The 12009-nt window shown below is 52.7% G+C and carries 9 protein-coding genes and 4 tRNA genes; 2 read left to right on the top strand and 11 right to left on the bottom strand.

The window, feature by feature from the left end; translation table 11 throughout:
• Positions 1-34: 34 nt before the first annotated feature.
• From HQ393_RS10355 to HQ393_RS10340, 4 genes are all read right to left on the bottom strand, one after another.
• A tRNA-Gly gene (locus HQ393_RS10355) sits at positions 35-110 on the bottom strand.
• Positions 111-136: 26 nt separating this feature from the next.
• Positions 137-212 (bottom strand) — tRNA-Gly (locus HQ393_RS10350).
• A gap of 42 nt (positions 213-254) precedes the next feature.
• Positions 255-330 (bottom strand) — tRNA-Gly (locus tag HQ393_RS10345).
• 42 nt (positions 331-372) lie between these two features.
• A tRNA-Gly gene (locus HQ393_RS10340) sits at positions 373-448 on the bottom strand.
• Between the two features lie 268 nt (positions 449-716).
• Here HQ393_RS10340 and nadA point away from each other — a divergent pair.
• Positions 717-1631, top strand: coding sequence for a quinolinate synthase NadA (gene nadA / locus HQ393_RS10335; RefSeq protein ID WP_179355119.1), 915 nt, complete (start codon positions 717-719; stop codon positions 1629-1631).
• Positions 1632-1727: 96 nt separating this feature from the next.
• Here the strand turns inward: nadA and mpl are convergent, their stop codons facing one another.
• Positions 1728-3113 (bottom strand): UDP-N-acetylmuramate:L-alanyl-gamma-D-glutamyl-meso-diaminopimelate ligase, encoded by a 1386-nt coding sequence (mpl, locus tag HQ393_RS10330; RefSeq protein WP_179355118.1) that lies wholly within the window; start codon positions 3111-3113, stop codon positions 1728-1730.
• Positions 3114-3270: 157 nt separating this feature from the next.
• Between mpl and HQ393_RS10325 the strand changes: the two genes are divergently transcribed.
• Positions 3271-4242, top strand: a complete 972-nt coding sequence (locus HQ393_RS10325) for a GGDEF domain-containing protein (RefSeq protein WP_179355117.1) — start codon at positions 3271-3273, stop codon at positions 4240-4242.
• 58 nt (positions 4243-4300) lie between these two features.
• On the opposite strand, the gene HQ393_RS10320 is transcribed toward HQ393_RS10325, so the two are convergent.
• From HQ393_RS10320 to HQ393_RS10295, 6 genes are all read right to left on the bottom strand, one after another.
• Entirely contained in the window at positions 4301-4933 is a 633-nt protein-coding gene (locus HQ393_RS10320) for a LysE family translocator (protein ID WP_179355116.1), read from the bottom strand.
• Between the two features lie 177 nt (positions 4934-5110).
• Complete coding sequence (locus HQ393_RS10315; protein ID WP_179355115.1) at positions 5111-6580, bottom strand: TrkH family potassium uptake protein; 1470 nt, start codon at positions 6578-6580, stop codon at positions 5111-5113.
• Complete coding sequence (gene trkA, locus HQ393_RS10310; RefSeq protein WP_179355114.1) at positions 6581-7957, bottom strand: Trk system potassium transporter TrkA; 1377 nt, start codon at positions 7955-7957, stop codon at positions 6581-6583.
• Positions 7958-8034: 77 nt separating this feature from the next.
• Positions 8035-9333 carry a sigma-54-dependent transcriptional regulator gene (locus HQ393_RS10305; protein WP_179355113.1) on the bottom strand — a complete coding sequence of 433 codons (1299 nt, stop codon included), beginning with the start codon at positions 9331-9333 and terminating at the stop codon, positions 8035-8037.
• The gene (locus tag HQ393_RS10300; protein WP_179355112.1) at positions 9326-11452 is read right to left on the bottom strand and encodes a sensor histidine kinase; all 2127 of its coding nucleotides are present in this window, start codon (positions 11450-11452) and stop codon (positions 9326-9328) included. The genes HQ393_RS10305 and HQ393_RS10300 overlap by 8 nt, the downstream gene beginning before the upstream one ends.
• Complete coding sequence (locus HQ393_RS10295; RefSeq protein ID WP_179355111.1) at positions 11449-11997, bottom strand: DUF4390 domain-containing protein; 549 nt, start codon at positions 11995-11997, stop codon at positions 11449-11451. The genes HQ393_RS10300 and HQ393_RS10295 overlap by 4 nt, the downstream gene beginning before the upstream one ends.
• Positions 11998-12009: the final 12 nt, after the last annotated feature.

Genomic DNA, 12009 nt, shown 5'->3' with positions numbered 1-12009 from the left:
AAGAAAGTATCAATACTACTTTCTTAGAAATATTTGGAGCGGGATAAGAGGCTCGAACTCTCGACCTATACCTTGGCAAGGTATCGCTCTACCAACTGAGCTAATCCCGCAGGGGTGTTGCAAGCATTTTAATTAATGGAGCGGGATAAGAGGCTCGAACTCTCGACCTATACCTTGGCAAGGTATCGCTCTACCAACTGAGCTAATCCCGCATCGCAAACTGCTGTGATGCTATGTACTACGCCAATGTGTGATGGAGCGGGATAAGAGGCTCGAACTCTCGACCTATACCTTGGCAAGGTATCGCTCTACCAACTGAGCTAATCCCGCATCGCAAACTGCTGTGATGCTATGTACTACGCCAATGTGTGATGGAGCGGGATAAGAGGCTCGAACTCTCGACCTATACCTTGGCAAGGTATCGCTCTACCAACTGAGCTAATCCCGCATCACGTTTCTGCATTTCGATGTGATTTGCAGAGGAGCGCAATTATGGCTAAGGGGCGGCAGGCTGTCAAGCGCCACTGCACGACTTTTTTGTTAAAGATTGATTTTTTAATTAAAAATGCCGTTTTTGATGCTGAGTTGCAGGGCGGGGGCGTGATAAGATTCGAGCCTATGATTTCGATGTGCGTTGTGCGCTGCAATTTTGCACCCGATCAAGTCGGTGCCGGCCCACGCAGATCGCCTTTACTAGTCTGATCGAGGATAGCCCTATGCCACGCGTTGTGACGCTTGCCCACTATTACACCCAGCCCGAAATCCAGCAAATGGCCGATAAGGTGGGCGATAGCCTTGAGCTTTCCCTGTTTGCGCGTGATGCGGATGCCGACATCATCGTGTTTGCTGGTGTACGCTTTATGGCTGAAACCGCCAAGATTTTGAATCCGAATGCGACCGTGATTTTGCCGGATGCGGGTTCGACCTGTTCGCTGGTGACGCAAACCGATGTGGCTGCGCTCAAGGCATGGCGTGAGTCTTATCCCGATCATGTGCACGTGTCCTACATCAATAGCTCGGCCGAGCACAAAGCCTTGAGCGACTGGATTGTGACCAGCCGCAATGTGGACGACATCATTGCTCACCTGTACGCCGACGGTAAAAAAGTAATCTTCTCGCCCGATCGCAATATGGGCGCGTATTTGAACTTCCAACACGGCTACGATATGCCGCTGTGGTCAGCGGTGTGTGAAGTACATGATAAATTCAATCAAGCGGCACTTGATGAAGCGTTTGCCGCAGTGAAAACGGCCAAATACCTGATCGCTCACCCTGAAAGCCCGCTGCCTGTGTTGCAGCAAGCCGATTATGTTGGCTCGACTTCGGGCATGCTGAACTGGATTAAGTCGTTCGACAAAGAGCCTGATGCCGCGATCTTCGTCGCGACTGAAGACGGCATTTTGTACAATATGCGTCTGGCTCGCCCAGATTTGAATATCGAGCAAGCGCCGATCTACGCAGGTTGCCAGTGTAATTCGTGCCCATACATGAAAATGAATACCATCGAAGCGGTCAAACGCGCGCAAGCAGGTCAAGGTACCGTGATTGATTACCTAACGCCTGCTGATATGGATGCGGCGCGCTTGCCAATCGAGCGGATGTTGGAGTTTTCTAAACGCTACTACGCCTAAGCGGTCAGCCGAAGGAAGAAAAAAGCCCGCAACTGCGGGCTTTTTTGTGGGTATCTGTCTAAAAGTATTTTAAATCAATGCCTTCAAGGCAATACCCTAGGCAAGTGCGGCAAGAATTTTGCCGTGAATCCCGCCAAATCCGCCGTTGCTCATCACCAGAATCTGATCGCCTGATTGCGCTTCGACCACGATGGCTGCGATCAAAGTATCCAAATCGGTAAAGCTTTGGGCTTTGTCGCCCAAAGGCGCGAGTGCCTCGGCGGTGTCCCAGCCTAAATTGGCACCATAGCAAAATACGCGATCGGCTTCGGCTAAGCTGGCGGGTAGCGCAGCCTTCATTGTGCCCAGTTTCATCGTGTTCGAGCGCGGTTCAAGCACGGCCAAAATGCGCTGTTTGCCCACTTTGGCGCGCAGGCCCGCAACTGTGGTGGTGATGGCGGTTGGGTGGTGGGCAAAATCGTCGTAGACGGTGATGTCATTGACGACGCCTTTGATTTCCATGCGACGTTTGACGTTTTCAAAACGGCCTAAGGCCTCGATCGCCACTTGCGGCGTGACGCCGACATGACGTGCAGCGGCAATCGCGGCGAGCGCATTGTGCGCATTGTGCTCGCCCATCAAGTTCCAGACCAAACGGCCTTGCAGTTCGCCATTAAAAAGCACATCAAAACCGTCGCTATAAATCTCACCCAAAGTCCAGCCATCTGCCCCGGTCTGCTTGGCAAAGTGTTCAACTTCCGACCAGCAGCCACGCTCGAGGACGCGTTGTAGACTGTCTTCCTTGCCATTCACAATTACACGGCCTTGGCCTGGGATAGTGCGAACGAGATGGTGAAACTGCGTTTCGATCGCGGCTAGATCGGCAAAAATGTCGGCGTGATCGAATTCAAGGTTGTTCAAAATGGCCGTGCGCGGGCGGTAGTGAACAAATTTGCTGCGTTTGTCGAAAAATGCGGTGTCGTATTCATCCGCTTCAATGACAAAAAACGGCGACGTGCTGGCGGCATCTTGGCGTGGTGTGCCTGGTGCGCGGGCGGAAACACCGAAGTTTTCCGGAATGCCGCCGACCAGAAAACCGGGTGCTAAACCGGCGTCTTCCAGTATCCAGGCCAGCATCGACGTTGTGGTGGTTTTGCCGTGAGTACCGGCCACAGCCAGCACCCATTTATCGCGCAGCAAATGCTCACCCAGCCATTGTGGGCCAGAGGTATAGGGCAACCCAGCGTTGAGAATCGCCTCCATTAGCGGCATACCCCGCTTTACCACATTGCCAATCACAAATAGATCGGGCTTGCTCGGCAATTGTTCGAGTTGCTCGGCGCCAAAGCCTTCGATCAATTCAATGCCCAGATTTTCGAGCTGGGTCGACATCGGTGGATACACATTGGCATCGCAGCCCGTGACCTGATGACCCGCTTCGCGTGCGAGTGCCGCAATGCCGCCCATGAACGTGCCGCAAATACCCAAAATGTGAATATGCATATTGTTTCCAGCTGCCGAGTGCCCGCCTAGCTTGGCGCAATCGGCAATATTGATATTGAATAAAAACGTGCATCATTGTAGCGAACTTGCTTGGCGCAGTCTGCGCTAGCACTTACAATTGACTGCTAAATATAAGCGTTTACTCAGGTAGTCCAAGATGAACCCAGCAACACCGGTTAATCCGGTTGAAATTGCACGCATTGCATTAAAACGATTGTCCGAGCGCGGTTTGGCGCCAACACCCGAAAATTACGCCCAGTTTTACAATGCCATCGTGACGATCAAAGCGCCAGAAAGCAAAACGGCGACCGAGATGCAGCTTGCTTGGCAGGTGCTGTATAAATTGGACGATGCCGCACATGACATGGGCGAAGTGACCGATGGCTTGATGACAAATTTGTCTGGCTCAACCACGGTGATGCAAGAGAGCCTCGGCAATTTGCACGCAGTACGCGAAGCGCATGTTTCGCAAGCAGCGAGCCCTGAAGAAACGCACGCCAGCCTGGAAGATTTGCTCAATGTGGTGATCAATACCACGCACAATGTACATTCGACGGTCACTACGTCACATTCAGATTTGCAAACGATTCGCGACTCTATCCGCCATATCGAAGAAGATCTCGCCTTTAACCGCAAAGTGCTCGAGCAAGACGCGCTGACCGGCGCGCTCAATCGCCAAGGGCTGGATCATTTGCTGATGCGTGAAGTGAAACGCGCGCAGCGCAATGATGCGCGCTTAACGGCGGTGCTGATCGATCTGGACGAATTTAAATCCATCAATGATCGCTTTACACATCTGGTTGGTGATCAGGTCTTGGTGCATATGGCCAATCTGACCAAGGCGGTATTGCGTGAGTCGGATATTCTGGTGCGCTATGGCGGAGAGGAGTTTTTGATTTTGCTGGTCGATACAGACAGCAAAGGCGCTGCGTATGTGATCGATCGCTTGCGTTTGGTGACGGGCCGCACGCCGTATATGCATCATGCACAACGTATTGAAGTGAAATTTTCAGCCGGTATCGCGCAATTGCGCGACGATGAAAATGGCCGCGCCATGGTCTTGCGTGCAGATGAAGCGCTGTATCGCGCCAAAAACAGTGGCCGTAGCAAAACCGAGCTGGCGGATTGATTTTTCACCACATAAAAAACCTCGCCTTGGCGAGGTTTTTTATGTCCGCATTTGGGTGCTAGTTGAGCAGTGCAACATAGCCGTTGCGAATCACTAGCGCGGCAAAATACAGGTAGAGCAGCGCCGAGGCGACGTGGCAGCCTTGCTTAAAACGCGAGCCGAGTGTCTTGCCGCCATGATGCGCCGCGAGGATGATAAAAGTGGTCCAAGCTACGCCGCCAATGAAAAATCCCAGCAGAAAGTCGGCCGTACTGAGCCAGGTGCCATCGGTGGCTTGGGCAATCAAAGTGCCCCCCACCGCGGCAAACCACAGGATGGATGAAGGTGAGGCCATCGCCAAAGTCAGCCCACGGCCAAATAAATGACGCCGGCTCGGTAGCTCGGGATGAGCCGTGTCAGGGCGACTAGCGTCTTGCCAAGCTTCGCGTGCCATTTTGTACGCGAGCCAGAGTAGCAAAGAGCCGCCGCCAAGCCAGGTCAGCCACTGCACCCAAACAAACTGCAGCAAAAAGCTCATTCCAGCCAAAGCCAGCACGGCATACACCAAATCGCCAAAGCATGAGCCGACGCCGAGCCAGAGCGCGGCTTTACGGCCGTATTTCAGGGTAACGTCTATCATCGCGACATTCACGATGCCAATGTCGAGGCACAGCGAGATCGACAGTAAAAAGCCGGTAAAAAAGGTATCCATAATCAGGGGCAGATGAAGCTTGGTTGTGGCAGATCGCGTTAATGCTGATTTTGACCTGAACCAAAAATCAACAGACCCTAGCTTACAATTTGGGCTGTGGTTTGAATATTAGGGAAGTAGGAGGGGTGAGTATGGCCCTGTAGGTAATTATTTACGCTGTCTACAGGGCAATACGTATTAGTTTTTCCAGAAGGTGCGGGTAAACAGGATGAGCACCGAGAAGACTTCCAATCGGCCCAACAGCATCGTAAAGCTGCAAACCCAAGTCTGAAAATCGTTCAGCCCGCCAAAATTACTGGCCGGGCCCACTTCGCCCAAGCCGGGGCCAGCATTATTGATACACGCAATCACGGCGGAAAAACTGGTCAAAAAGTCGAGCCCAGATAGCAGTAGGATAAAGGTCAGGCCGACAATGCTGGCGAAGTAGATAAAGACAAAACCCATCACCGAGAACAGCACTGAGTTGGGAATCACTTGCCCATTGACCCGCAATGGATGCACGCCTTGAGGGTGCAGCAGCGTCACCATCTGACGGCCAACTTCACGCACCTGAATAATGGTGCGGATCATTTTAATCCCACCGCCCGTCGAGCCCGCACAGGCGGTAATACACGATAAAAATAGCATCACCAGCGGTACAAAAATGGGCCATGCGCCAAAATCGACGCTGGCAAAGCCGCAATCGGTGGCCAGTGACACTAGATTAAATGCCACGTGGCGCAGGGCGGTGAGGTATTCAGGGTAAGTCTGCTGCCAGTACAAATAGCCTGCCAAGGTCAGTGTGCTGCCAGTAACGAGTAGCAGCATGGCTTTAAATTCGCTGTCTTTGAGGTAGACCGAGAGCTTGCGGCCAGATAGCGCGAAATAATGCGTCGCAAAATTAGTGGCGGCCAAGAGCATAAAGACAATCAAAATGCCTTCGATTAACGGCGAATTAAAGTAACCTACACTCGCATCGTGCGTGGAGAAGCCACCCAGACAAAGCGCCGCAAAGGCATGGCAGACGGCATCGAGCCATGACATATTGCCGACGTATTTCAATAATAGGGCACATAGCAAGGTCAGCCCGGCGTAGATCAGCCACAAATTTCGGGCTGTTTCGTGGATGCGCGGTGTGAGCTTGGCGTCTTTAATCGGGCCGGGCGTTTCTGCTTTGAATAGCTGCATACCCCCCACTCCTAATAGTGGAAGGATGGCTACTGCCAAGACGATGATACCCATACCCCCTAGCCAGTTGAGTAGATGGCGCCAAAGGTTAATCGAGGCTGGTAGATGATCGAGCCCGGTAAAAACGGTTGCGCCCGTCGTGGTCAGCGCCGACATCGTTTCAAAATAGGCATCGGTAAAGCTGGTCGCTGGATTAAACAGCAGTAGCGGTACGGCGGCGACGGCGGGAAGTAAGCTCCAAACGCCCACAACCAAGACAAAACCATCGCGTGAGCGCATTTCGCGTTTATAACGATGTGTGAGCGCAATCGTGCCAATGCTCACGACCAATAGCCCCGCCAAGGCGTGAATAAAAGGCCAAAGCCCCGCATCCTGGTTAAACCAAGCCACGACGATAGGAACGATGATTGAGAGCGAGAACAGCGCCGAAACACGGGCCAGCACATTGACGGTAGGAAGGAGGCGTTGCGTCAGTGTCATTTAGAAAAACCCGATTTTTACGGCGAATAAGTGCTCGATTTCGCGAATATGGCGCTTATTGTCGATAAAGACAATCACATGGTCTTCATTTTCGATCACCGTGTCATGGTGCGCCATGATGACGTGTTCGCCGCGAATAATGGCCGCCAGATTGGCGCCTTGCGGTAGCTTGATTTCTTCGACTTTGCGACCGATGACGCGCGAATTGTTTTTGTCACCATGTGCGATCAATTCAATGGCTTCCGCTTCGCCGCGACGCAAGCTGTGAACGGCGACAATATCGCCTTGGCGCACGTGCGCCAGCAAGGAGCCGATAGTCGCTTGGGCGGGTGAAATGGCGACATCGATTTTGCCGCCTTGCAATAAATCGACGTAGCGCGAGCGATTGATAATCGCGACGACTTTGCGCGCGCCCATTTGCTTGGCGAGCAAGGACGACATGATATTGTCTTCGTCATCTGACGTGAGCGCTAAAAACAAATCGCAGCGATCAATTTGTTCGTTATCGAGCAAGTTTTCATCGGTAGCTTCGCCGCGCAAAATTAAGCATTTGGGGAGGTGCTCTGCTAGCCATTGCGCGCGTTCGCGGTCGACTTCGATAATTTTAATTTGGTAGTCATTTTCCAGCGTTTTGGCTAGGCGATAGCCTACGTTGCCGCCGCCGCAAATGGTAATGCGCTTAATCGCGCGTTCGCTGGCACGCAACTCCTGAATGACCGCGCGGACATGCTTGCTGGCGGCGAGAAAAAACACCTCATCGCCAACCGTGAGTGTGGTGCTGCCATCTGCCGGGATGCGTTTGTTTTTGCGGTAAATTGAGACCACCCGACAGTCGATTTTATCGAGGTATTGCGCGAGCGTCGCGAGATCTTTGCCATCCATATGCGCACCCGCTTCAACGCGGACTGCGACCATTTTGGCGCGGCCATGTCCAAAATCGAGCACCTGTAAGGCCTCAGGGGTAGCCACTAGTCGAGCCAGTAAATCAGTCACAATTTGCGCGGGCGTAATAACGTGATCGACCGCAAAGCCGTCAGTGGTAAATAATTGGCTACGGGCGAGTAAATCCTGATCGCGGATTCGACCGAGCCGAGTAGGCACATTAAACAGCATATGCGCCATTTTGCAGGCGACCATATTGAGCTCGTCTGACGGTGTGACTGCCAGCAGTAAATCGGCATCTGCTGCGCCAGCCGCTTCTAAGGTAAGCGGGTTGGCGGCGTGGCCAACGAGGGTGCGCAGATCGAGTTTGTCGGCTAAGGGCTGTAAATTATGCGGGTTGTCGTCAACAATCGTGACATTGTAGTTTTCATGAACCAGTTGTTCGGCCACCGAAGTGCCAACCCGGCCTGCGCCGAGGATCAGGATGTTGGGCATTAACACTCCAGCTGTCAAAGATTGGTGCAGAAGACATAACGCCGACGATGGGAGGCTTCGTCGGCGTTAGGCTTGAATTACGCTTCTTCGAGGTTGCGTAATTTACGGGGCATTTGAATCCCCAATTGTTTCAATTTTCGGTACAAGTGCGTGCGCTCCAGTCCGATACGTTCAGCTACGCGACTCATATTGCCGTTCGAGAGCTCGATCTGGCGTTCCAGATAAAAGCGCTCAAACTGATCACGCGCTTCGCGCAATGGCAAATCCAGATCAATCTGTGGCAATGGCATGGCTTGCTGGATTTCTGCGGTTGCAGCTTGTGATTCGGGCGATAATTGCGCCAAGAGTCGGCTGACCGGCAGAATATCGATATCGCCGTCACGCCCAGTCAGAGCCAGGCTTTTCACCACATTGGCCAATTGATCAATATTGCCAGGCCAGTCTTGCTGACTCAGCAATTGCAACGCCGATTTTGAAAAGCGGCGTGCGCCCAGTTTATTGGCTGTGACGGTTTGTGCTAATAGCGCTTCGGCCAGCGAAGGAATGTCTTCTGCATGATCGCGTAGCGAAGGCACCGGCACAATAATCTGGGTCAGCTGACGCATCAATTCTGGCTCGATCAGCGCATTGAGCTGATCAAGTGGGCGAGTTGACGCAGTAACCAAGCGGATTTTTTGCTTTTCCAGTTTTGGCAAAATATTGAGCAGACCGACTTGGGCTTTGCGATCGAGCCAAGCAATGTCGCGTACAAAAATCGTGCCGCCAGCCGCGCGATTGAGCATGTCTTGAGGAGGAAGGGCGAGCTCTTCATTCGAGCTTGGCGAAACAAAGCCGCCGCCAGACTTGGTTAAGTGGCGTGCGCATGCTTCAAAGCCAGAGCCAGGTTCTCCGGTCAAAATAAGCGGCAGGGACTGGCTTGCAACTTGGTCAAGTGCCTCGCGCAGCGCATTGATTGCCGCGCTATTGCCGAGGCTCTGCAGGCCCTGCGTCGGCTTTACTGAATTGGCCGGTTGGGCAAATGCACGTTTCACTGCCGATAATAGTTTTTGCAAGCCAATTGGCTTTTCGAGGAAGTCGAGTGCGCCGATACGGGTTGCTTCTACCGCCGTATCAACGGTCGCATGGCCTGACATCATCACCACGGGCATGGTGAGCTGGCCGTTGCGCGCCCATTCTTTGAGCAGCGTCACGCCATCAGTGTCGGGCATCCAGATATCAAGCAGAACGAGCTTTGGCTCTGCTTGGTTACGGTATTTGCGTGCAGCCTCAGCATTTTCAGCCAGTGCAACGCTATACCCCTCGTCTAATAAAATCTCGGATAAGAGTTCGCGAATGCCAACTTCATCGTCAACGATCAAAATTTCTTGATTAACCACTTAATTTTTCCTCCCAGAGCGGCAGCTCAATCCGAACGTAAGCGCCGGTGGCATTGCCCACCTGCACTCGCCCGTGATGTTCTTCAATAATTTTTTTCACGATGGCCAAGCCCAAACCTGTGCCTTTGGTTTTTGATGTGACATACGGCTCAAAAACGCGAGGCAATAAATCGGGCGGAAAGCCTTTGCCGCTGTCTTCGATATAAAGACGTGCCCATTTTTCGTCTTTTTCGAGAATAAGGCAAATCTGTTTTTGCTCCGCGTCGGCAATTGCGTCTTGTGCGTTCTGTAACAGGTTGTGAATCACCTGTCGCAAGTGGGTTGCATCGCCGTTGACCATCAAGGAGTCGTGTACTTTAAAGTCGCGCATCACGGGGGATGCTTCATATAAAACCAGCACTTCTTTGACTAGTGCCATAAAGTCGAGCGGTTTCTTTTTGCCGGATGGTTTGCGCGCATAGTCACGGAAAGCATCGACCATTTGCTTTAGTGCCGCGACCTGCTTAATGATGGTTTGCGTATTGCGGGTTAAGAACTCCGCGCCCGCCTGATCCAGCTTATCGGCCAGTTTGATTTCCATCCGTTCAGCAGATAGTTGTATCGGTGTCAGCGGATTTTTAATCTCGTGCGCCAAACGGCGAGCGACTTCACCCCACGCTGCATCGCGTTGTGCCGACAGTAGCTCGGTAACATCGTCAAACACCAGTACATAGCCGTGCAGGTCTTCTGATCCGTTGATAATTTGCGTCAAGCGAGTGCCGCGAACCAGCAAGACTCGTTTTTCATCGGCCAGATCAATCTGACGTTGCCATACTTCTTCGTCGGATAAAAAACCGTGTATGGTATGCGCGGCAAAAGCCGTGAGGGCAGGATAGGCTTCGTTCCAGCGCGAAAGTGGCTCGCCATGGATGCGCGTTGGATCTAAACCAAGAATACGCAAGGCGCTTTGATTGGCGGATTGCAACATCCATTCTTCATCAAACGACAATACCCCGGCGGATAGAGAACCCAGAATGGCTTCAACATAAGCCTTGGCCTCGGCTTGTTCGGCCTGATTTTCTTCGAGTTTGTCGCGTGCGTCGGCCAGCTGTCGCGTCATTCGATTAAAGGAGTGCGTCAATATCCCCAGCTCGTCGCGGCTAATGACGGGGTGTTGCTGCGTAAAATCGCCCTGCGCGACGGCGCGCGTCCCCGCGGCCAGTACCGACAGCGGAGCGGCTAGCTTATCCGATAGATAAATGGCCAGTGCTAGCGCACCTAGCAAGGCAATGGTTAAGGCTATCGTGAGTGTCAGGCTATAGATAATCTTTAGCCCCTGCCTAGACTGGGAGAGTTGCTTGTAATCGCTACGCACCTGCTCGACTAGCTCGGCATCTTGGGCCAATTGAGCCGGGACGGGTTGTAATAGTTGCAGTAGGCGCGTTCGATTACCGATCGAAGCATCAGGCATGGGCACGATGACGCGCATCATTAAGCCACTATCGGGGGTTTTTTCGATGTCTTTGTAGCTGCCGCGCAGCGCGGCTCGGATTAATTCGCGCGAGGGGAGTTGCGGGATGAGCCCCGCATTTTCATTGCCGATATTGGCGTAGAGCTGATTGTTGTCATCAAATAGCGTGACTTCTTGGACACCAGTTTGCTCGCGGAGTTTGGAAAGGCGCGGGAGTAGGGTACTTGCGCTATTATCGTGTACATCCCACGCGATGACGGTGGCCTTGCGCTCCAACTCATTGAGTTGAAAATCAATGGCATTGCGGCCAAGATTGAGGCCTCGATCCAGTGCATTATCGACCCGGACGTCAAACCAAGCCTCGATCGAGCGATTTAAGAACTGTACGGAGAGGGTGTAAACCAGAGCTCCGGGGAGTACGGCGACCAAGGCAAACATCAGTACCATGCGCAGTGTCAGCCGCGAACCAAATACCTTGCGTTTAACGCGTTTAATCAGCCTAGTGAGTCGGCTCCCCACCAAGACTGCCATACCGATTAGCAGCGCAATATTGAGGCCAAGAACCAGGCCGTAATAATTGGAAAAATGGGACGTGTTACCCGAGGCGGTTGCCAGCAAGAAAAGTAAAACGGTTGCTAACAGGCCGATAACGAGGAGCCAGCGCTTCACTGCAGCATCTCCAAATCGGTCAATCGGCGCAATTGAATGTCATTCCAACCCGAGTCGAGTTGCCAATTTTCGTTGCCGATGGTGCTGACTTGATAGGCTTTGGGCAGTTGTGAGGTGTCGAGTCGCAAGCGAATTCGTCCGCCAAAATCATCTGCTGCGATATCGCTACCTTCAAGGACGGACCAGTTACGAATAATGCCCAGCGCCGTTAGCGCATCTTCCAGATTCGAAAAGTGTCGCACGACGCCACCAGCGGTGACACGATATTGTTTGGTCAGGGGTTGATAGCTGAGGCGGTGGGTGAGCTGGGCATTGGAGCCAAACCCATCGGCTACTTGCCGATACCAAGCGTAAGCACGCGGCTTGGTCAGTTTGAATTCATAGATAAATGGCAAGGTCAGGCCATTTTTGAGCGCTTCATCCAAATCGCTATTGAGTCCGACGCTGAATCGGGCGAACAACTCAATGCGAGGCGGCAGAACTTCGGCCTCGGCTTTGAGGTTTTTAATCGCCGCCGAGCATTGCATGGCCAATAGAAATAACACACTGGCGCCAAT

Origin of the sequence: Chitinibacter bivalviorum, assembly GCF_013403565.1 — a bacterium.
Classification (GTDB): Bacteria; Pseudomonadota; Gammaproteobacteria; order Burkholderiales; family Chitinibacteraceae; genus Chitinibacter; species Chitinibacter bivalviorum.
This window is presented reverse-complemented; position numbering and strand designations above follow the sequence as displayed.